This is a genomic window from Nitrospirillum amazonense, from assembly GCF_007828045.1.
GTDB lineage: Bacteria > Pseudomonadota > Alphaproteobacteria > Azospirillales > Azospirillaceae > Nitrospirillum > Nitrospirillum amazonense_C.
Window position 1 is genome coordinate 45,356 of record NZ_VITN01000027.1, and the last position, 19,492, is coordinate 64,847.

The window sequence follows — 19,492 nt, forward strand, 5'->3', positions numbered from 1 at the left end:
CCCATGGGACGACATCCTAAAACGAAAAAGGGCGCCGATGTCACCACCGGCGCCTTCTCACCCCCCAATGAACCGCGCCCGCATGCCGGGCGGCTCAGTCGAACGCCTCGTCCCAGCTGCCCCCGGTGGCGGCCTTGCTGTATTCGGTGGCGCGGTTCTCGAAGAAGTTGGCGTGTTCCACGCCGTTCAGCATGACATCCATCCACGGCAGCGGGTTCTTTTCCACGCGATAGATGGGCTGCAGTTCCAGCTGCACCAGGCGGCGGTCGGCGATCCAGCGGATATATTGCTTCACGTCTTCAGCCGTCAGGCCCTGCACACCGCCCATCTCGAACGCCAGGTCGATGAAGGCATCCTCATGCGCCACGATGGTGGAACAGGCGACGTAGAGATCCTTCTGAAAGCCTTCCGTCCAGATTTCCTGGTTCTCGGCGACGAAGGTGCGGAACAGGCGGATGGCGGACTGCGTGTGCAGCGTCTCGTCGCGCACCGACCAGGTCACGATCTGCCCCATGCCCTTCATCTTGTTGAAGCGCGGGAAGTTCATGAGGATGGCGAAGGAGGCGAACAGCTGCAGGCCTTCGGTGAAGGCACCGAACACCGCCAGGGTCTTGGCGATGTTGGCGGGGTTGTCCACCGTGAATTCCTGCATGTAATCGTACTTGTCCTTCATCTCCTTGTAATGGAGGAAGGCGGAGTACTCGACCTCGGGCATGCCGATGGTGTCCAGCAGGTGGCTATAGGCCGCGATGTGGATGGTTTCGATGTTGGAGAAGGCCGAGAGCATCATCTGCACCTCGGTCGGCTGGAACACCGCCGCGTACTTTTTCATGTAGCAGTTGTTCACCTCGACGTCGGCCTGGGTGAAGAACCGGAAAATCTGGGTCAGCAGGTTGCGCTCACCGTCCGACAGCTTCTGGCGCCAATCCTTCACGTCGTCGGCCAGCGGCACCTCCTCCGGCATCCAGTGCAGGCGCTGCTGCGTCAGCCAGGCCTCATAGGCCCACGGATAGCGGAAGGGCTTGTAGACGGGGTTCGGGGTCAAAAGCTGGCTGGGCACGGGCGAAATCCGTTCGTCTATACGTCGTTGGTGAAATAGTCAGAACCAGCCCGACGACTTGGTCAGCGCCTCGAAGGGCGCCATCATCGCCGCCAGGAATTCATCGGCGGTCACTTTGCCGTCGTGGTCGGCGTCCCACTTGTCGAACTTGCGCAGCGACTGGGCGCGCAACTCCTCGCGGGTCACCCGGAAATCGCTGTCGGTGTCGGCCGACATCACCGGGTCCAGGCCCACCTGCAATCGCACGCGGGAGCCCTGGTAGCTGGCGCCGTCCGGCAGCGCCTCCACCGAGTCCGGCTGCACCGCGCGGTCCTGGGCGCCCAGCAGGGGCGTCACCGGATGCGGCTGCGCCCGGAAGGGCTGGGTCAGGCGGTACTTCTCCAGCTCGGCCGAGGTGATGCTGCCATCGTGGTCCAGGTCGAACAGGTCGAAGCTCCGGTCCGCGTCGGCGATCACCTCATCCCGGGTCAGCACGCCGTCATGGTTGGTGTCGGTCTGGTGGAACCAGAGCATCAGCACCGCCTTGTACTGCAACTGGCTGCCCGAGGGTGGCCCCAGGATTTGCCCCGAGGGGCTGACCGGTACCAGTTGCAGGTAGGGGTTCACCGGCAGGTCATGCCCCCCGCACCCCGCCAGGCCGAACCCCAGGGCGCCCGCCAAGGCCACCCTGGCCAGTGCCTTCACAACCCGCATGCGACTTCCCCGCCAGCGTCAATGGACCGATCGAGGAAGACCAGCCCCTGGAGCCATCGATCGTGGATCAACGGCTCACTGGCAAGCCAGGCATTCCTCATAGTTGTTGGTTTCCACGGCCGTCGGGGCGCTGGCTTTCGCTTCCGTCTTCTTGGCCACGACGGCGCCGATGTCGGCCTCCGCCCGCTGGATGGACATGGAGCGGAGATAGTAGAGGCTCTTCACGCCCTTCTTCCAGGCCTGGAAATGGATCTGGTGCAGGTCGCGCTTATGCACGTCGGCCGGCAGGAAGATGTTCAGGCTCTGCGACTGGCAGATGAAGGGCGTGCGATCGGCCGCGTGCTCGATCAGCCAGCGCTGGTCCAGTTCGAACGCCGTCTTGAAGACATCGCGCTCCAGATCCGACAGGAAGTCCAGGTGCTGGACGGAACCGCCGTTCAGGGTGATGGACGACCAGGTGTCCTCGTCGTTGCGGCCATAGGTCGCCAGCACCTGCTCCAGGTGTTTGTTCCGCACCGAGAACGATCCCGAGAGCGTCTTGTGGTTGAAGGCGTTGGCCGCCGCCGGCTCGATGCCGGGCGAGGCGCCGCCGCAGATGATGGAGATGCTGGCGGTGGGCGCGATGGCGATCTTGTTGGAGAAGCGCTCCTCATAGCCGTAGTCGGCGGCGTCCGGGCAGGCGCCGCGCTCCCGGCCCAGCTTCAGCGAGGCCTCATCGGCCTGGCGCTTGATGTGGGCGAACATGCGCTTGTTCCACACCTTGGCCATCACGCCCTCGATGGGCAGGCCCTGGCTCTGCAGGAAGCTGTGGTAGCCCATGACGCCCAGGCCCACGGAGCGCTCGCGCATGGCGGAATAGCGGGCGCGCTCCATGTCGTCCGGCGCCTTCTCGATGAAGTCGCTCATGACGTTGTCGAGGAAGCGTAGCGTGTCCTCGATGAAGGTGGGGTGGTCCTGCCATTCCAGGAAATATTCCAGGTTCAGCGACGACAGGCAGCAGACGGCCGTGCGCTGCTGGCCCAGCTGGTCCAGGCCGGTGGGCAGCGTGATCTCGCTGCACAGGTTGGACATCTTCACCGACAGGCCGGCCAGCTTGTGGTGTTCCGGCATGGCGCGGTTCACATGGTCGATGAACAGCAGGTAGGGCTCGCCCGTCTCGATGCGGGCGGTCAGGATGCGGATCCACAAGGACCGCGCGGAAATGCGGCGGATGACCGAGCCGTCCTTGGGGCTGGTCAGCGCCCATTCGCCATCGGTCTCGACCGCGCGCATAAAGGCGTCGGGGATGACCACGCCGTGGTGCAGGTTCAGCGCCTTGCGGTTCGGGTCGCCGCCGGTGGGGCGGCGCATCTCGATGAATTCCTCGATCTCCGGGTGCGAGACAGGCAGGTAGGTCGCGGCGGAGCCACGGCGCAGGCTGCCCTGGCTGATGGCCAGGGTCAGGCTGTCCATGACGCGGATGAAGGGCACCACGCCGGAGGTCTTGCCGTTGCCGCCGACCTTCTCACCGATGGAGCGCAGGTTGCCCCAGTAGCTGCCGATGCCGCCGCCGCGCGAGGCCAGCCAGACGTTCTCGTTCCAGAGATCGACAATGCCCTTCAGGCTGTCGTTGCACTCGTTGAGGAAGCAGCTGATGGGCAGGCCGCGTGAGGTGCCGCCGTTGGACAGCACCGGGGTGGCCGGCATGAACCACAGCTTGGAGATATAGTCGTACAGCCGCTGGGCATGGGCCGCGTCGTCGGCGTAATAGCTGGCCACGCGCGCAAACAAATCCTGGAAGCTTTCACCGGGCAGCAGGTAGCGGTCGGTCAAGGTTGCCTTGCCGAAGGCCGTCAGCAGATCGTCACGGGAATGATCCACAACGACCGCCGGACGGTTAGCAACTTGAATCCTGCCGAAAACGTCTCCGTCCCGCATGACTTATCCCCAGGCTGTGTATGAATTGCGCTGTGGATAACCGAGGACCGGATACCACATCTAGCGGCAACGAGCGCTGATCCTACCAAATCGTGACAGTCCGCCAACGGATTTTTTGTACCTCCGAAGGGCATTTTTCCATTGCGTCGGAAAAGCCCAGGGATACTGCGGCCAGCATGGGGTATCCTGCCCGCCAGCCATGGTTAATGAGGGTGCGGAACCTGCCCGAAAGGGGGCCGCCCGATGCCCTGGAGGGTCGCCTGATGTTCATCGCGTGCTCCAACCTCATCGTTCCCAACCCCCCTATATCTTGTGCCGGCATCGCGGTGGGGGATATAGATGGTGATGGACGCTTTGATTTCGTCGTCACCTGCGCCGACGCGCCCAACCGCGTGCTGAGCTGGGACGGCGGCGCCTTGGTGGAGCATCCGGCGGGCCCCCTGGCCGACGCCAGCGCCTGCGCCCGGGCGGCCCTGTTCGCCGACATGGATGGCGACGGCCGGGAAGAGCTCTACATATTGAACGAACCCGTCGCGGCCGGCGCGCTGCCCACGCCGGACCGGCTGTTCGCCTGCTTCGGCAACCGCTGGATCGACCTGGCGGCCCTGCCGGAGAATTTCGCCGCCGCCAACCGCGCCGCCGGCACCTCGCTGGCCTGCCTGGACCGCCACGGCACCGGCCGCTACAGCATCGTGGTGGGGGGCGAGGGCGTGCCCCTGCAACTGTTCGAGCTGGACCGCCGCGGCCGCCTGCACGAGGTGGCGGAGGAGGCGGGGCTGGACATCGAGGCCGACGCCCGGCTGCTGCTGGGCTCCTGCCTCACCGGCTCCCTGCCCGATCTGTTCGTCGGCTGCGCCAACGGCCCCAACCTGCTGTTCCGCAACCTGGGCGGCGGCCAGTATGAGGAGATCGCGGACGAGGTGGGGCTGGACGATCCCTTCGCCAACGCCAGCGCCGCCACCATCCTGGACGCCGACGGCGACGGGCTGGTCGACCTGCTGTTGGGCAATATTCAGGGGCCGCAGCGCCTGTTCCAGCACCGCGCCGGCGGCGGCTTCGTCGATGTGGCGCCGGCGGAGATGGCGCAGCCGGGTCCGGTGCGCGCCGTCATCGCCGCCGATTTCGACAATGACGGTTATGAGGAGCTGTTCTTCAACATGCATGGCCAGCCCAACCGCCTGTTCGCCTGGCGGGAGGATCGCTGGGTGTCCATCGACGTGGGCGACGCCGCTGAGCCGGAGGGCCTGGGCACCGCCGCCGTGGTGGCCGATATCGACGGCGACGGCCAGCTGGAACTGCTGCTGGGCCACGGCGATGGTGAGGCCCAGCCCCTATCCTTGTTCCTGGCCTCCCCCACCGGCAACAACTGGCTGCGCGTCCTGCCCCTGACGGCCGGTGGCGCGCCGGCGCGCGGCGCCACCGTCTGCCTGACCGCCGGCGGCCGGCGCCAGCTGCGCAGCATCACCAGCGGCTCCGGCGGCCCCTACCAGCGCGAGCCCGTAGCCCATTTCGGCCTGGGCGAGCTGACCCTGGTGGACATGCTGGAAATCACTTGGCCGGACGGCGCCACCCTGCGGGTGGAACAGCCCGACCTCTGCCGCCTGATGGTGGTCCACCATCCCAGCCTGGGGCAGCAGCCGACCTGCTAGCCCCTTGGCCCGCTGAACCCTTGCCGGGCCGTCATCAGGACGGCGCCACGGCTGGCGTCTGGCGGCGGGTGCGCCCCAGGGTCAGGCCGTAGAAGCGGGCGAGCATGACGGCATAGGCGCCCCATCCCACGCCGTAGAGGCCGACGCTGACGACGTAGCTGGCGGCGATCTCGACCGGATCGGTCAGGCGGCTGAACAGGGGGGTGACGAAGGCGGGCAGCACCGTCAGCAGGCTGAGCGCCGTCAGTCGCACGGACAGGCCGCGGGTGGCGATCCATCCCAGGCGGAAAGTGGGCGCACCGCCCACCGCCAGAGGCACCACGCCCACCATCAGTCGGCCGAAGATGCCCATCATGATCAGCACCAACGGTAAGGCCACCAGCACGAACAGGCCGCCGGCCACCGATTCCGGCATCTCCATGCCCAGCGCCACCAGGGCTCCGTCCAGCAGGCGCAGGGAGGGCAGCAGGAAGACCAGCACCGGCAGGGCGCTGACCATGGCCGCCAGCATCCACCCCAGGTAAGCCAGTTCCCGCCGGCCCAGGCTGGGGCTGAGGAAGCCGACCCCGTCATCGGCCTGCAACACCCAGCGCGCCCACCAAACCTGCATGCGGATGAAGAACCAGGCGTTGAAGGCCATGGGAATGAGATGGAAGGGCAGCACCTCCGCCTCCCACGCCTCCTCCAGCGCGGGGTCCACCGGCCGGGGATGGGTCAGCGCCAGGATGACATAGAGGACCATCATCACCAGGGCCGGCATGCCGGCGAAACGCACGGTGCGCCCTGGATCGGACAGCACCTCGCGGAACGCGGCCGCCGCCTCATGCCACACCATCGGCTTGCGCCGCACGTCCTCCATAACCACCCAACCCTAGACTACCGTCCCGCCGCCCCGGAGAATGCCGGATCGCGCCGGCCGTGGCGAAGCGTTATGTTGCCGCGCCCCGCCGGTGGCGGCGCCTTTTCCTCAAGGTCTATCCCAATGCCCTCTTCGCTGACCGTCCGCGCTGAGACCTTCCCCATCCGCGGCACCTTCCGCATCTCGCGCGGCGCCAAGACCGAGGCGCATGTGGTGGTGGCGGAGGTGACGGACGGCGGGGCCACGGGCCGGGGTGCCACGGGTCGGGGTGCCACGGGTCGGGGCGAATGCGTGCCCTATGCCCGCTACGGCGAAACGGTGGCCGGCGTTGTGGCGGTTCTGGAGGCGATGGCGCCCGCCGTGGCCGCCGGCCTGACCCGCGCCGACCTGCAGCGCCTGTTGCCGCCGGGGGCGGCGCGTAACGCCCTGGACTGCGCCCTGTGGGACCTGGAGGCCAAGCGGACCGGTGTACCCGCCTGGCGCCTGGCCGGCTTGGCATCGGCCCCGGCGCCGCTCGCCACCGCCTTCACCCTGTCGGTGGACACGCCGGCGGCCATGGGCGCCGCCGCCCGCGCCGCCGCCCATTGCCCCCTGCTGAAGCTGAAGCTGACCGGCGAGGGCGACCTGGACCGGGTGGCCGCGGTTCGGGAGAACGCGCCCCACGCCCGCCTGATGGTGGACGCCAATGAGGGCTGGAGCCTGAAGCAGCTGGATCGCTACGCCCCAGCGCTGGCGGCCCTGGGGGTGGAGCTGCTGGAACAGCCCCTGCCGGCCGGCCGCGACGCCGACCTTGCGGGATATCAATGCCCCATCCCCCTGGGCGCCGATGAATCGGTGCATGGGTTGGATAGCCTGGGCGCCCTGATCGGCCGCTATCAGGTGGCCAACATCAAGCTGGACAAGACCGGCGGCCTGACGGAGGCGCTGGCCCTGAAGGCGGCCTGCGAGGCGGCGGGCCTGCGCGTCATGGTGGGCTGCATGGTCGCGACCTCGCTGTCCATGGCCCCCGCCCACCTGCTGGCCCAGGGGGCGGCCTTCGTCGATCTGGACGGCCCCCTGCTCCTGGCCCGCGACCGAATGCCCGGCCTTCGCTACGCGGGCGCCATCGCCGACCCACCGACCCCTGCCTTATGGGGATAGGGAAAGCGATGCGCACCAATGGTTTATGAGGGGATACCCTCCCCTTTGGCACCGCTCCCGCCCCTCTGTCGAACGGCCTCCCCCTGGGGGCCTACGCCCAAGGGCGCACTTCGCTTTTGGCCTAAAAGAGGATTAACTCGGGGCCTGCCAAGTAAAACGTCTGGTTGGGGCCATGTTAAATCGAATTCTGGGCCGGGAGCAGGGAGAGCAGCGGGAAGAATTGGCCCGTCTGCGCGCGGAAAACGCCGCCCTGAAAGCGGAAAATGCCTTGCTGAACCGCCTGTCGGCCCCCGCCCCCCTGTTGGCGTTCGTGCAGGATAACGACCTGCGCTATGTCTGGGCCAAGGGGCCCGTGGCAGCCTTCGGCCCCGGCGTGCTGGGCCTGACCGACCTGGACATCCGCAACGGCCGCGGCAAGAGTGCCGAGGGTTTCACCACCCTGCACGCCATCAAGGGCCGCATCCTCGAAACCGGCCGGGGTGAGCGGCACATGTTCCGCCTGGAAATCCCGGGGGAGACGGAAAGCCGGCTGTACGACCTGGTGCTGGAACCCCACCGCGAGGCGGACGGCAGAATCACCGGCATCGTCGGCCTGGGCCTGGATATCACGGTGGAAACGGCGCGCCGGGGCGCCGTGGCCTTGGCCGAGGCGCAGGCGGTGAAAGCGGAAGCGGAACGGGCGAACCGTGCCAAGTCGCGCTTCCTGGCCGCCGCCAGCCATGATCTGCGCCAGCCCTTCCAGGCCATGCGCCTGTTCCTGCATCTGCTGGAAACCCGCCTGACCGACGATCCCCAGCGCGACCTAGCGACCAAGCTGACGGAGTCGCTGGACGCCACCGAGGATCTGCTGAACGCCCTGGTGCAGATCTCCGCGCTGGAGGCCGCGACCGTCACGCCCACGCCCACGCGCTTCGCCTTGTCAACGGTGATGGAGCGGCTGGCGGGTGAGTTCCGGCCGCTGGCCGCCGCCAATGGCGTCAACCTGCGCTGTGTCCCCACCACCGCCCAGGTCAACAGCGACCCCGTCCTGCTGGACCGCATGGTGCGCAACCTGATCGTCAATGCCGTGCGCCACACCCGCAAGGGCGGGATCCTCATCGGCTGCCGGCGCCGGGGCACGACGGCGCAGTTGCAGGTATGGGACACGGGCTGCGGCATCCCGGCCGACCAGCTGCCCTTCATCTTCGACGAGTTCTATCGCGGCGAGACCGCCGCCGGCGCGCCGACGGCCCAGTCCGGACAAGCCAAGCGCGACGCGCAGCACGGCCTGGGCTTGGGCCTGGCCATCGTCAAGAAGACCGCCACCCTGCTGGGCCTGACGGTCACCGTCGTCTCCACCCCGAACCGGGGCTCGGGCTTCACCATCACCCTGCCGCTGGCCGAGACGGTGCGGGCGCCGGCACCCCGCCCGGTCCTGGTGACCGAGGTCCGGCCGGCCGCCGCCGCCCCCGCGGCCGAGCCGGTCAAGGAACCGCCGCCCAGCCCGGCCCGGAATCCGGAAGTGAAAGAGCCTGGCACCGCGGAACCGCCGGTGAAGGAGCCGTCAAAGGACCAACCGCCCAGCGGCGTGCTGCCCAGTGGCGTGCTTGTGGCCCTGCTGGAGGATGACCCGCTGCAACTGGCCGCGCTGGAGGCCATGGTGGAGGATTGGGGCTGCGTCCCCCTGGCGGCACCCACGCCCGAGGCGTTGTTCGAGGGGCTGGACAAGACGGACGCAATCCCGCGCCTGGTCATTTCCGACAACCGCCTGCCGGGCAACCGGCGCGGCATGGATGTCATCGCGGAGATCCGCAAGCGCTATGGCGGGGATGTCGGCGGCATGCTGGTGACGGGCGACACCGATCCCCAGTTGATGGAGCAAGCCACCGCCGCCGGCGTCGTGGTCGTGCACAAACCCATCGCCCCGCCCCGCCTGCAGCGCCTGGTGGTGGACGCCCTGCAGAACGGCACGGGGCAGAACGGCACGGGGCAGAACGGCACAGGGCAGGGCGGCACGGGCACCGGCCAAGGCCGCGCACCCGCCCCGCCGTCCCCCGGGGTCAGTCCCGGAAGTTCTCGTATTGCAGCGGCTGCTCGATCTTGAGGCCCTTCACCAGGCGGATGGCGTCCTGAAGGTCGTCGATCTTCTTGCCGGTGACGCGCAACTCATCACCTTGGATGGCCGCCTGGACCTTCATCTTGCTGTCCTTGATGGCCTTGACGATGGTCTTCGCCAGTTCCTTGTCGATACCCTGCTTCACCTTGACCTCCTGGCGGCGGGCGTCGCCGGCGGCGCGCTGGTCGTCGCCCCAGTCCAGGCAACCCACGTCCAGCTTGCGCCGGGTCAGGTGCACCTTCAGCATTTCCTGCATCTGGGACAGCTTGGGCGCGTCATCGGCCACGATGGTGATGACGTCGTCCTTATGTTCGATGGTGCACTTGGCGCCCTTGAAATCGAAGCGCTGGCCCAGTTCCCGCACCACGCCCGCCACGGCGTTGTCCACCTCGGCTTTATCGGTCTTGGAAACGATGTCGAAGGACGGCATGGCAGTCAGGCTCCCGCATGAACGATGATGAAACGGCGCCGCACGGACGGCGCGCCTTCCCCGGTTCTAGCACGGCCCTTTGACGGGGCACACCCCCGGGGCGCCGGCGGGGGGCATGCGGCGGCCCAGGGTTCGCCTGGGGTTGGCCAGGGCCGTCATCCGGCCGCAACACCTGCCCATGTTTATCGAGTCTCCCCCCAAGATTTTGTTGCGATACGGCAAGGCGCGGGTCAAACATACCGCATGCGGAAAGGTCCGGGCTTTCCGGGCGCGGCGGCATGCATCGCATGGTTGCGTCGCGGAACGGCACCGCACGCCAAAGCACGATTCTCAAGCAGTTCATTCGGGCGGATTTAGTCTCATGGATCGCAGGGCCATCCTCCGGCTTGCCGTCGGAATACCGTTCCTGGGCGTCGGCGGCCTTGTCCGCCCGGGACAGGCCGAGCATCTGATCAACGTGGCCGCGCGCCCCACCGCGCTTCGCCCCCCCCGGCTGGTGATGATCGATCCCGGCCACGGCGGCAAGGACCCCGGCGCCATCGGCCACGAAGGCACTTATGAGAAGGACGTGACGCTGGATCTGGCCAAGGAGTTGGCCCTGCAACTGCGTAAAACCCAGGGCCTGAACGCCGACCTGACGCGGGAAGACGATCATTTCCTGGAACTGGGGGAGCGGGTGGACGTGGCGCGCGAGGCCAAGGCCGACCTGTTCCTGTCCATTCATGCCGACAGCGCCCCCAACGCCAACGCCCGCGGCCTGTCGGCCTACACCCTGTCGGAAAAGGCGTCGGACGCGTTCTCCCAGGCGCTGGCCGACAAGGAAAACTACGCCGACCGCCTGGGCCTGGACCTGAAGCACACCAAGCCGGTGGTGGCTGACATCCTGATGGACCTGGCCACGCGCCGCACCAAGGCGGCGTCCCTGGCGGCCCGCCAAGGCATCGTGCATGGGGCGGGGCGTGACCTGCGTCTGCTGGAAAACCCCATGCGCTCCGCCAACTTCGTGGTGCTGAAGGCGCCGGACATCCCGTCCGTGCTGGTGGAGACCGGATTCCTGTCCAACCGCCAGGACGAAGCGCTGCTGCGCGACCCCGCCCAGCGCAAACGCATCGCCGGCATCCTCGCGCGGGAATTGGCGACGCTGCTCGCCTCCCCTACTTTCGCCTGATTTCCGCTATAGCCTGCCACCGCGAATTTCTGAAAAACAGGGACCAGGGCACCGCTCATGACCTCCGCGACCATCATCGGCCAGCGCCGCCCCGTCACCGGCCCTCTCCTTCTTCTCCTGGCGGGCATGGGTGCGCTTCTGGCCGGGTGCCAGTCCCCCGGCCGCGAATCGCCGGAACTGGCGCGCCAGCGGGCGGAGGCCGCCGCCGAGGCGCCCGCCGTGCCCGACGGCCAGATCGATGAGCAGATTCACCGGCTTTGGAAGGAAAAAAGCCCGGAGATGAACAGCCGCCTGAACGTCACGGTCGATCGGGGCGAAGTGCTGCTGACCGGCAACGCCAGCGACCCTGATATGCGGGTGGACGCGGTGCGCCTGGCCTGGCAGGCCGATGGCGTGCGCAAAGTTTTGAATGAAATCAAGATCGCGGACGAAAGCAGCCTGTCCGACAGCGCGACCGACACCTGGATCAACACCAAGCTGTGGGCGGCCCTGCTGCTGGACGGGCAGGTCAAATCCAGCAACTACAGCATCGAAACCGTCAACCAGGTGGTCTACATCATGGGCGTCGCCCGTAGTGGGGTGGAGCTTGAGGCCGTGCTGCAGCACGCCCGCGAACTGCCCCGCGTCCGCCAGGTTGTGAATTATGTCCGTCGTTGAGCGTGTTGCCGTGGGTGTTTTTCGTCCTCTGGGCCGCTTCCTGGCCCTGGGTCGTTTCCTGGCTCTTCCCGTCCTGGCCGTGACGCTGGCCCTGACGCCGGGGGCGCCGGCCGGCGCCCAGCCCATTCCCGGGCTGGCCGGCAACCAGACGCTGCCCGACGCCCAGGCCATGGCCAACCGCCAGTTCGTCCAGGCGATGGAGTCCATCAAGAAGGCCGACCAGAGCTACGATTTGCAGGAGCAGACCAAGCTGCTGCTGCAGGCGGACAAGCTGCTGTCCAACATCCTGGTGCAAAGCCCGGAAAGCCCCCTGGCGGTGCAGTTGTCCACCAACCAGTTCGTGGGTGACTTCGACTACAATGACTTCAAGTCGCGCATCCGCAGCCTGGCCTGCAACGACGCCCAGTCCACGGGCTGCTTCCTCTACCGGATCGAGGGGCTGATCCAGCCGGTGGATTATCCCATCACCGCCCCGCGCTGGGATTGGCTGTCGCTGGCGGTCGCCCATTACCACCTGGGCGACAAGGAACGCACGAAGCAGATCATCGCCCCCTTCATCGCCGCCTTCCGCCGCGCCCCGCCGGTGACGGACACGGGCCGCGACCTGTTCCTGGGCCGCGCCCTGGCGCTGACGGGCGAGGTGGACATGGCCCTGGACATCACCCGGCGCATCAACGACTGCTCCACCCGCATCTACAACCTGACCGACATCAGCCAGGCGCTGATCTGGAAGGGGGACAAGGGCCAGGCGGGCAAGCTGGTGGAAGAGGCGGCGGAATACGCCCAGGCCAACAACTGCGCCTGGGAACTGGGCCTGGTGGCCGAGGGCTTCTACAGGGCCGGCAACGAGGCCCGCGCCCACACCATGTTCCTGAACACGGTGGAGGAGCAGTTCAGCCGCTTCAAGGACCGCAAGGGCAATTGCTGCGCGCCAGAGCTGGCGGTGGCCGCCGGCGACCTGGGGGACCCCAACCTGGCGCTGGGCCTGCTGCGCACCGTGCAGCAGGAAAGCCCATGGACCATCCCCGCCGTGCTGGGCCGCCTGGGCGCCCGGGGCGAGATGCAGCTGGCCACCACCTATGCCGAGCAGGTGCAGGACACCGACATCAAGGCGGAAACCTTCGTCCAGCTGATGGCCGACGCGCTGAAGACCGGTGACCGCAAGCAGGCGGAAGCCCTGTCCGGCCGCATCGACAAGCTGCTGTCCGCCGGGACCGACCCCAAGCCCCTGATCCTGGCCCAGCGTGCCCGCGCCGACAAACTGCTGTTCAAGGACCAGCGCTGGCGCAACACCTACCTGGCCGGCCTGTCGGCGGCGGAGCGCAGCAACAGCGGCGACACCCAGCGCAAGGATATCGCCGTGCCCATGCTGGCCGCCCTGGTGGAGATCGAGACCGGCACGCCCATGCTGCAGTGATGATAAGGGCCCCGGCTTTCGCACGGGGCCTTATCATTTCCACCAGCCGGAAGGGCGCCCCGCTCACGGGGCCGTGCGCCGCGCCTCGTAGGCCCGCAGGTGGGTGGTGGCGAGGGTCAGCAGGGGCAGGTCCAGGCCAAGGTCGCGGCCCCGGCGCAGCATGTCGCCGACGATGTGCTCACCCTCCGTGGGGCCGCCCTTCTCGATGTCGCGCATCATCGAGGCGGACAGGCTGCTGTCCTCCTTGGTCAGATGATAGCGGGATTCGGCGTCGCGCTCGGCGCTGGGCGGATGGCCGGCGGCGGTGGCGACGCGGGTGCACTCGTCCAGCAGGCCGGTGATGAAGGCCAGGCCGTCCGGCGCCTTCAGGATGGCGCCGATGGGGGCCCGCATCAGGGTGGTGCTGCCCGCCAGCGTGGCCAGGAAATAGAACTTCTCCCACATGTCGTGGACGATGTCCGGACTGTTGACCACGGTGATGGGACACTTGGCATAGGCCTGGGCCAGCGCCTCGGCCAAGGGCGCCTGAGCCGGGGAACGGGCGCCGAAGGTCAGGCGGTTGAAGGCGTGCAGGTGGCGGATGGTGCCGTCCGGGTCCATGGTGATGGTCAGGTGGCACAGGCCGCCCATCACCCGCTCCGCCCCGAAGGCGGCGTCCAGCCGGTCCAGGTGGTTCAAGCCGTTCAGCACCGGCAGGATGCGCGTCTCCGGCCCCACGGCCGGGCGGATGGTCTCGATGGCTGCGTCCAGGTCATAGGCCTTGCACGACAGCAACACCAGGTCGAAGGGCTTGGCCACACGGGTCACCGCCTGCACCGGGCTGATGATGTTGCCCTGGGGGCTGACCACCACCAGGCCGTTTTCCATCAGCTGGGCATGGCGCTTGGGCCGCACCAGGAAGGTGACGTTCTCCCCCGCCTGCATCAGGTGGCCGCCGTAGAAGCCACCGGTGGCGCCGGCGCCCAGGACCAGGACACGCATGGTCATCGCTATCTTTCCTTCTTATTCCAGCCCCCGCAGGGCTTGATCCTAATCCGCCAGCCAGCCGGCCGCCTTCAGGCGCGGCAGGGCGGTGCGGCTGACCGGCACCACCGTTCCGTCGCTGAGGCGCAGCTGCGCCGCCTGGCCACGCACCGTGGCCTCCGCCACCGCCGCCCGCGCCACCCAGAAGGAGCGGTGAACCTGCATCCCCAGCCCCTCCCCCAGTTCGGCGATGGCGTCGCGCAGGCGCATCAGCACCAGGTCAGAGCCATCATCGGTGTGGATCCGAAGATAGTGATCCTCCGCCTCCAGTGCCAGAAGCCGGGCGTCGCGCAGACGCGGGCAGGCGCGGGCCAGGAAGGCCGCTGCCAAATCGGGGGCCAAGTCGGGGGCCAAGTCGGGGACCGGTTCCGCCACCTCCGCATCCGGCGGAGACGCGACCCGCCCGGGCTCGGGCGCCGCGGCCGGGGGCGCCTCCGGGTCCCGGCGGCCCAGGATGACGGCGAAGACCATGCTGGTGATGATGACCTGCGGCCAGGTGCGCCAGAAGTGCAAGGTACCCCCCTGGACGCCCCCCTGGACGCCCTGGGGCACCTTGGCGCACAGGCTGAACAGCAGGATGATCCACAGCGTGGCGGGCAGCGAGGCGATCAGGGCCGACACCCCGCGCCGCTGCCAGGCGGGCCAGGCGGCGGCGATGGGCCAGCGGCGCAAGGCCGCATGGACCGCGCGCGTCATGGCGGCGATGCCCAAGGCCGACGCGCACCAGAAGACCACGCGCGACGGGCTGTCCATGGACAGGAAGGTGCCGTAGGGGCCGAACATGGCCAGCACCAGGGACAGCGCCACGACGCCGCCCCAACTGCGCACCCAGTCGGGCAGGTCGAAAGCGACGATGCCGGCAAGACTGCCCGGCGGCCGCTTTCCTGCGACCCCGGCGTCCGCCGCCTGCTGCACCCCGCGTTCCGCCGTCAAGACCGGCCTCATCCGTTCGCGCTTCGTGAACGGCCTTTACCAGCCACTCACGAAATCCGTCAAGCGGGCCGCGAAGGTGCCGTTGCCGGCGGGCGGCGGCTTGAGCGAAGGCTAGGCCCACCAACCACTTGGCCACGCCGCCCGGCGCAACATCCTGGAGCCCGCCCCGTCATGGAAATCCTCTCCCGCATCATCAGCCACACCCCCACCTGGATCTTCGCGCTGTTCGCCTTCCTGGTGTTCATGGGGGCGCGGCGCCTGCGGACCACCGTGCAGCAGACGGGCCGCGTCTGGCTGATCCCCGGTGTCTTCATCATCTGGGGCCTGTACGGCCTGGTCACCCGCCCCGGCCCCCTGGGCCCGGTGCTGCTGGAATGGGCCGTGGGCGCCGTCGTCGGGCTGGGCTTGGCCAGCCTCACAACCGTCCAGGTGGAGGTGGACCGCGAGCGCGGCCTGGTGCGCCAGCCGGGCAGCTGGGTGCCCCTGGCCCGTAACCTCTTCCTGTTCGGTTCCCACTACGTCCTGAACGTCCTGGCCGCCGCGCGCCCCGACCTGCACGACACCGCCATCGCCCTGGACATCGGCGTGTCGGGCTTCAGCGTCGGTTACTTCGCCGGCTGGTCCTGGCGCTTCATCCAGAGCTACCGCCGCGCCCCCGACATGGTGCTGGCCACCGCCTGAGCCGCGCTCAAAGAAAAAGCGGCGGGAGGCCGGCCTCCTGCCGCTTTCGGCATTTCCAGGCGTGGAGCAACCCTTACCCCACGCTTTTTCCCGTGCAGCTGGCGTACAGGGTTTCCACCACCTGGCGGCTGACATCGCGGGTGATGAAGACGATGCGGCTGCGGTGGTCGTCGCTGGGCCAGGCGTCCAGTTGTACCGGGGGGTGGAACAGGTGCTGGACACCGTGGATGACGATGGGCTGGTCGCTCTCCACCACGTTCAGCACACCCTTCACCCGCAGCACGTCGGGGCCGCGCAGGCGGGCCAGCGTCTCCAGGAACCCCACCAGTTCATCCCACACCAGGGGCTGGGTGAAGGTCAGGCAGAAGGCGCCGATGGCCTGGTCATGGCGGCTGGGGTCGTGGTCATGGTCCTCATGCGCGCAATGGCCGGGATCGTGATCGCAGTCGGCATGGTCATGGCCGTCGTGATCATGGCCGTCGTGATCATGATCGTGGTGATGGTGATCATGATGGTGCCCATGGTCGTCATAGGCCTCCGCGCGCAGCCAGCGCTGCACGTCCAGGCTCTTGGTCTCCGGGTTATAGAGACCGGCGTCGAACAGCAGCACGGGCAGCGCCTCGTCCGTCTGGGCGTCCACCACCGATGCCGCAGGGTTCAGCTGCTTCAGCCGTTCCTTCAGATACTCCACCGCCTCGGGTGTCGCGATGTCGGTCTTGGTCAGCACCAACCGGTCGGCCACCGCCGCCTGCTTCAGGCTTTCCTCCTGCGCGTCCAGCTGCCCCATACCGTGGACGGCGTCCACCGTGGTCACCACGCCGTCCAGACGGAAGCGGGCCGCCACCAGCGGGTCGGTCATCAGGGTGTGCAGGATGGGTGCCGGGTCCGCCAGGCCGGTGGTCTCGATCACCACGCGGTCGAACTCCGGCACCTCGTCGCGCAGGCGGCGCAGGTACAGGTCGCGCAGGGTGTCGGCGAGGTCGCTGCGGATGGTGCAGCAGATGCAGCCCGAATCCATCAGCACGGTGTTCTCGTCCGCCTTGGCCACCAGCAGGTGGTCCAGCCCGACCTCGCCGAACTCATTGATGATGACGGCGGTGCGGGCCATGCGCGGGTCGCGGATGATGCGGGACAGCAGCGTGGTCTTGCCGCTGCCCAGGAAACCGGTCAGGACGGAGATGGGCAGGCGGGCGGCTGAAACAGCGGTCACGGCAGGCATTCCTTGAAGGTCATCGTTGGATCAGGCGGCCGCGGTCAGACCGCCGCTTGGCAGGCCGGGCAAAGGCCGAGGACCTCCACCGTCTGGCGCACGGCGCGGAATCCGCGGGCAGCGGCGCCGTTGGTGATGGCGTCGGTCACGGCGGGGTCGTTCAGCTCGGTGGCGTCGCCGCAGCGCTCGCACACCAGGAACTGGCCGGCATGGCTCTGCCCTGGTTCCGGGCAGCCGACATAGGCGTTCAGCGATTCGATGCGGTGAACCAGCCCCTGTTCCACCAGGAAGTCCAGGGCGCGATAGACGGTCAGCGGCGCCACGCGTTTGCCGTCCACCGCCATCTCTTCCAGGATGGCGTAGGCGCCCCGCGGCTTGTGACTGGACCACACCAGTTCCAGCACCCGCTCGCGCAGGGTGGTCAGGCGTGCGCCGCGCGCCTCGCACAGGCTGTGCGCCCGGGTCAGGGCGTCGCCGACGCAGGCCTGGTGGTCATGGGCCTTATGGTCATGACCCTGGGACACTTTGCCACCATGGACATGCGGGCTAGGGCTTTGGGTAGCCAACGACATTGTTGCTAGCCTTTCTCGAACTGCCATTTCAGGCGAACCATAGCACGGAAGGAAGGGTGTCCGGTTCTTCCGCGTAAACCAAATCATGTTACCGTTCGTATCGGTCCGGAGAATATGGCACCCGGCTGGACCGAAGCCAGGGCACCACCGCATCGAAGGGAAGCGCGATGCCACATGACACCCTTGCTCCGATCGTCGCCAAGCGCGCTTGCCGCGCCGGCGCGACGTTGGTCCGCGCGGCGCTGATTGTTGGCGCCACCTTGATATGGGGCGGCCCACCGGCCCGCGCCAGCACCGCGACACCGCCCGAGCGGGAGGACGCCCCGGCCGCGATGCCGTCGACCCCCGGCACGACGGTGGAGCGGTCGCTGGACTTCAGCGCCCATTATGGCCGCGACACGCCCTTGGGCCACCACCGCGTCACGGTGGCCAAGGCGGCCAACGGCGACACGGTCGTGGATGTGGATATCCGTTTCGAGGCCAAGCTGCTGATGATCACGGCCTACCGTTATCACCATGTCAGCCATGAGGTATGGCATGAAGGCCGTCTCGCCGCGCTGGACAGCAGCACCGACGACAACGGCCAGAAGGACTGGGTGAAGGGCCATGCGGTGGAAGACGGGTTCGCGGTCGAAAGCTCGCACGGGGCGGTGACGGCGCCGGCCGACATCATCCCCACCAGCTATTGGAACCCGGCCATACTGACGGCATCGCGCCTGCTGGACACCATCCGGGGCGTGGTCATGGACGTGAAGGTGGAACGCCAGGGGCAGGAGATGATCCACGCCGGCGACGCCACCGTGGCTGCCACGCACTACAGCCTGGGCTTCATCACCAACCCGCCGCCCGCCACCAACCGGGTGGACTTCTGGTACGACGATTCCGGCCGTTGGCTGAAGCTGGCCTTCCATGCCCGGGGGCATGACGTCGCCTATGCCCTGCAGGGACCGTCCAACGCCGGTGCGCTGGTCGCCTCCCCCTCCGGGACGGAAGCCGGCCCGCCCGCCCCCGAACGGCGGGACTGACCAGGGACCGAAAGCGCTTGCCCGCCCCCGCCACCCGTCGCTAAATGCCGGGCCATGAGCACGGACACCGCCGCCATGGCCCCGCCCCCCGCCGCCGCCTCCACTGGCCCCCTGGCCATCGTCCGCACCCCCGCGGAGTTGCGCGCCCGCGTCGCCGCCTGGCGTAAGGAGGGGCTGCGCGTGGGCCTGGTGCCCACCATGGGCGCCCTGCACGAAGGGCACCTGACCCTGGTCAAGCGCGCGCGCGACCTGGCCGACCGCGTCGTCGCCAGCGTGTTCGTGAACCCCACCCAGTTCGGGCCCAATGAGGACTTCAGCCGCTATCCCCGGGATGAGGCGGGTGACGCCCGCCTGCTGGCCGGCGCCGGCTGCGACCTGCTGTACGCGCCGGGGGTGGAGGCCATCTATCCGCCGGGCTTCACCACCACGGTGGATGTCGGGCCGGTGGCCGTGCCGCTGGAGGGCCACTTCCGCCCCGGCCATTTCCAGGGCGTGGCCACGGTAGTGGCCAAGCTGCTGTTGCAGGCCCTGCCCGATGTCGCCTGCTTCGGGCAGAAAGATTACCAGCAGCTGGCCGTCATTCGCCGCCTGGCGGCCGACCTGGACATCCCGGTGCGCATCGAGGGCGTGCCCACGGTGCGCGAGGCCGACGGCCTGGCCCTGTCGTCCCGCAACCGCTACCTTTCGGCGGAGGAACGGCAGCAGGCCGTCGCCATCAGCCGTGTGCTGAACCGGCTGCGCGACACCTTGGGCGACGGCGGCCAGCCCGTGGCCCCCGCCATCGCCCAGGCCACGGAGGCACTGACGGCCGCCGGCTTCACCCGCATCGATTATGTCGCGGTGGTCGATGCCGGGACGCTGGCACCGCTGGAGCGGGTGGACCGCCCCGCCCGCGCCCTGGTTGCCGCCTTCCTGGGCCGCACCCGCCTGATCGATAACCTGGCGCTGGGACCGGACGCCTGA

The 19,492-nt window shown here is 68.2% G+C and carries 18 protein-coding genes; 9 read left to right on the top strand and 9 right to left on the bottom strand.

Features of this window, described 5'->3' with window-relative positions; all coding sequences use genetic code 11:
• Positions 1–94: 94 nt before the first annotated feature.
• From FBZ89_RS26985 to FBZ89_RS26995, 3 genes are all read right to left on the bottom strand, one after another.
• Complete coding sequence (locus FBZ89_RS26985; protein ID WP_145753807.1) at positions 95–1,060, bottom strand: ribonucleotide-diphosphate reductase subunit beta; 966 nt, start codon at positions 1,058–1,060, stop codon at positions 95–97.
• Between the two features lie 39 nt (positions 1,061–1,099).
• Complete coding sequence (locus FBZ89_RS26990; protein WP_145753809.1) at positions 1,100–1,753, bottom strand: EF-hand domain-containing protein; 654 nt, start codon at positions 1,751–1,753, stop codon at positions 1,100–1,102.
• Between the two features lie 75 nt (positions 1,754–1,828).
• A complete protein-coding gene (locus FBZ89_RS26995; protein ID WP_145753810.1) occupies positions 1,829–3,670 on the bottom strand; it encodes a ribonucleoside-diphosphate reductase subunit alpha in 1,842 nt (613 codons plus the stop codon).
• 263 nt (positions 3,671–3,933) lie between these two features.
• Between FBZ89_RS26995 and FBZ89_RS27000 the strand changes: the two genes are divergently transcribed.
• Positions 3,934–5,319 carry a CRTAC1 family protein gene (locus tag FBZ89_RS27000; RefSeq protein WP_145753812.1) on the top strand — a complete coding sequence of 462 codons (1,386 nt, stop codon included), beginning with the start codon at positions 3,934–3,936 and terminating at the stop codon, positions 5,317–5,319.
• A 34-nt stretch (positions 5,320–5,353) separates the two neighbouring features.
• Here the strand turns inward: FBZ89_RS27000 and FBZ89_RS27005 are convergent, their stop codons facing one another.
• Complete coding sequence (locus FBZ89_RS27005) at positions 5,354–6,169, bottom strand: hypothetical protein (protein WP_145753814.1); 816 nt, start codon at positions 6,167–6,169, stop codon at positions 5,354–5,356.
• Between the two features lie 132 nt (positions 6,170–6,301).
• Between FBZ89_RS27005 and dgcA the strand changes: the two genes are divergently transcribed.
• A complete protein-coding gene (dgcA, locus tag FBZ89_RS27010) occupies positions 6,302–7,318 on the top strand; it encodes an N-acetyl-D-Glu racemase DgcA (RefSeq protein ID WP_145753816.1) in 1,017 nt (338 codons plus the stop codon).
• Positions 7,319–7,490: 172 nt separating this feature from the next.
• Entirely contained in the window at positions 7,491–9,401 is a 1,911-nt protein-coding gene (locus FBZ89_RS27015) for an ATP-binding response regulator (protein ID WP_145753818.1), read from the top strand.
• On the opposite strand, the gene FBZ89_RS27020 is transcribed toward FBZ89_RS27015, so the two are convergent.
• Entirely contained in the window at positions 9,358–9,843 is a 486-nt protein-coding gene (locus FBZ89_RS27020; protein ID WP_040846069.1) for a YajQ family cyclic di-GMP-binding protein, read from the bottom strand. The two genes, FBZ89_RS27015 and FBZ89_RS27020, sit on opposite strands and share 44 nt — an antisense overlap.
• 361 nt (positions 9,844–10,204) lie before the next feature.
• Here FBZ89_RS27020 and FBZ89_RS27025 point away from each other — a divergent pair, with 361 nt between their 5' ends.
• The 3 genes from FBZ89_RS27025 to FBZ89_RS27035 are packed head-to-tail and all read left to right on the top strand — an operon-like array spanning position 10,205 to position 13,085.
• Positions 10,205–11,011: an N-acetylmuramoyl-L-alanine amidase family protein gene (locus tag FBZ89_RS27025; RefSeq protein WP_145753819.1), complete on the top strand. Its 807-nt coding sequence runs from the start codon at positions 10,205–10,207 to the stop codon at positions 11,009–11,011.
• 57 nt (positions 11,012–11,068) lie between these two features.
• Positions 11,069–11,668, top strand: coding sequence for a BON domain-containing protein (locus FBZ89_RS27030; RefSeq protein WP_145753821.1), 600 nt, complete (start codon positions 11,069–11,071; stop codon positions 11,666–11,668).
• A complete protein-coding gene (locus tag FBZ89_RS27035) occupies positions 11,655–13,085 on the top strand; it encodes a hypothetical protein (RefSeq protein WP_246172613.1) in 1,431 nt (476 codons plus the stop codon). The genes FBZ89_RS27030 and FBZ89_RS27035 overlap by 14 nt, the downstream gene beginning before the upstream one ends.
• A gap of 63 nt (positions 13,086–13,148) precedes the next feature.
• On the opposite strand, the gene panE is transcribed toward FBZ89_RS27035, so the two are convergent.
• On the bottom strand, positions 13,149–14,072 hold the full coding sequence (gene panE, locus FBZ89_RS27040; RefSeq protein WP_246172614.1) for a 2-dehydropantoate 2-reductase: 924 nt from the start codon (positions 14,070–14,072) through the stop codon (positions 13,149–13,151).
• A 42-nt stretch (positions 14,073–14,114) separates the two neighbouring features.
• Complete coding sequence (locus FBZ89_RS27045; protein WP_186457606.1) at positions 14,115–15,041, bottom strand: LytTR family DNA-binding domain-containing protein; 927 nt, start codon at positions 15,039–15,041, stop codon at positions 14,115–14,117.
• 171 nt (positions 15,042–15,212) lie between these two features.
• Between FBZ89_RS27045 and FBZ89_RS27050 the strand changes: the two genes are divergently transcribed.
• Positions 15,213–15,722 carry a DUF6622 family protein gene (locus FBZ89_RS27050; protein WP_145753825.1) on the top strand — a complete coding sequence of 170 codons (510 nt, stop codon included), beginning with the start codon at positions 15,213–15,215 and terminating at the stop codon, positions 15,720–15,722.
• A 73-nt stretch (positions 15,723–15,795) separates the two neighbouring features.
• On the opposite strand, the gene FBZ89_RS27055 is transcribed toward FBZ89_RS27050, so the two are convergent.
• Together FBZ89_RS27055 and FBZ89_RS27060 are read right to left on the bottom strand one after the other, a co-directional pair.
• Entirely contained in the window at positions 15,796–16,941 is a 1,146-nt protein-coding gene (locus FBZ89_RS27055; protein ID WP_145753827.1) for a CobW family GTP-binding protein, read from the bottom strand.
• 35 nt (positions 16,942–16,976) lie between these two features.
• On the bottom strand, positions 16,977–17,456 hold the full coding sequence (locus tag FBZ89_RS27060; RefSeq protein ID WP_246172616.1) for a Fur family transcriptional regulator: 480 nt from the start codon (positions 17,454–17,456) through the stop codon (positions 16,977–16,979).
• 215 nt (positions 17,457–17,671) lie between these two features.
• Between FBZ89_RS27060 and FBZ89_RS27065 the strand changes: the two genes are divergently transcribed.
• Together FBZ89_RS27065 and panC are read left to right on the top strand one after the other, a co-directional pair.
• Positions 17,672–18,529 carry a DUF6134 family protein gene (locus tag FBZ89_RS27065; protein WP_145753831.1) on the top strand — a complete coding sequence of 286 codons (858 nt, stop codon included), beginning with the start codon at positions 17,672–17,674 and terminating at the stop codon, positions 18,527–18,529.
• A 75-nt stretch (positions 18,530–18,604) separates the two neighbouring features.
• On the top strand, positions 18,605–19,492 hold the full coding sequence (panC, locus tag FBZ89_RS27070; RefSeq protein ID WP_145753874.1) for a pantoate--beta-alanine ligase: 888 nt from the start codon (positions 18,605–18,607) through the stop codon (positions 19,490–19,492).

Bases quoted from the DNA above. Each gene is read 5' to 3' on its own strand.
- FBZ89_RS27035 (WP_246172613.1), top strand. From the start codon at position 11,655: ATGTCCGTCGTTGAGCGTGTTGCCGTGGGTGTTTTTCGTCCTCTGGGC.
- panE (WP_246172614.1), bottom strand. From the start codon at position 14,072: ATGACCATGCGTGTCCTGGTCCTGGGCGCCGGCGCCACCGGTGGCTTC.
- FBZ89_RS26990 (WP_145753809.1), bottom strand. From the start codon at position 1,753: ATGCGGGTTGTGAAGGCACTGGCCAGGGTGGCCTTGGCGGGCGCCCTG.
- FBZ89_RS27030 (WP_145753821.1), top strand. From the start codon at position 11,069: ATGACCTCCGCGACCATCATCGGCCAGCGCCGCCCCGTCACCGGCCCT.
- FBZ89_RS27020 (WP_040846069.1), bottom strand. From the start codon at position 9,843: ATGCCGTCCTTCGACATCGTTTCCAAGACCGATAAAGCCGAGGTGGAC.
- dgcA (WP_145753816.1), top strand. From the start codon at position 6,302: ATGCCCTCTTCGCTGACCGTCCGCGCTGAGACCTTCCCCATCCGCGGC.
- FBZ89_RS27015 (WP_145753818.1), top strand. From the start codon at position 7,491: ATGTTAAATCGAATTCTGGGCCGGGAGCAGGGAGAGCAGCGGGAAGAA.
- FBZ89_RS27025 (WP_145753819.1), top strand. From the start codon at position 10,205: ATGGATCGCAGGGCCATCCTCCGGCTTGCCGTCGGAATACCGTTCCTG.
- panC (WP_145753874.1), top strand. From the start codon at position 18,605: ATGGCCCCGCCCCCCGCCGCCGCCTCCACTGGCCCCCTGGCCATCGTC.
- FBZ89_RS27055 (WP_145753827.1), bottom strand. From the start codon at position 16,941: ATGCCTGCCGTGACCGCTGTTTCAGCCGCCCGCCTGCCCATCTCCGTC.
- FBZ89_RS26995 (WP_145753810.1), bottom strand. From the start codon at position 3,670: ATGCGGGACGGAGACGTTTTCGGCAGGATTCAAGTTGCTAACCGTCCG.
- FBZ89_RS27000 (WP_145753812.1), top strand. From the start codon at position 3,934: ATGTTCATCGCGTGCTCCAACCTCATCGTTCCCAACCCCCCTATATCT.
- FBZ89_RS27050 (WP_145753825.1), top strand. From the start codon at position 15,213: ATGGAAATCCTCTCCCGCATCATCAGCCACACCCCCACCTGGATCTTC.
- FBZ89_RS27065 (WP_145753831.1), top strand. From the start codon at position 17,672: ATGCCACATGACACCCTTGCTCCGATCGTCGCCAAGCGCGCTTGCCGC.